Source organism: Nocardioides marmoraquaticus (assembly GCF_054777915.1).
On record NZ_BAAHAA010000064.1, the window covers coordinates 1 to 503 of the forward strand.

Consider the following 503-nt stretch of genomic DNA (forward strand, 5'->3'; position numbering starts at 1 on the left):
ATATACAGTCCATTTTTCTGAAGCTTTCTGAAGGCACTCTTAATAGAGGGTGCTTTATCCGTTACTAGAACCTTTGGTTCTCCAAACTGGTTCTTCAGTCGTTTTAGAAAAGCATACGCAGCCTATGTGTCGCGCTTTTTCCGTAACCAGATATCTAAGGTTAAACCATCTGCATCGATGGCTCGATACAAATAATGCCATTTTCCTTTAATTTTGATGTACGTTTCATCCATTTTCCATGAATAAAAGGATTTTTTATTTTTCTTTTTCCAAATTTGATAGAGTAGTTTGCCATATTCTTGCACCCAACGATAAATCGTCGTATGAGAAACGTTAATGCCACGATCATATAAGATTTCTTGAACTTCACGATAGCTAAGGTTATAACGAAGATAGTAGCCCACGGCTACAATAATCACATCCTACTGAAATTGCTTTCCTTTAAAATGATTCACCGTCATTGCTCCTGCTATCTTTTTCTATTATTCTACCTTATTTGATAG

General features: G+C 36.0%; 1 pseudogene. It reads right to left on the reverse strand.

The window, feature by feature from the left end:
• A pseudogene (locus ACYU8I_RS18895) lies at window positions 1-419 on the reverse strand (IS6 family transposase); the annotation flags it as partial.
• Window positions 420-503: the final 84 nt, after the last annotated feature.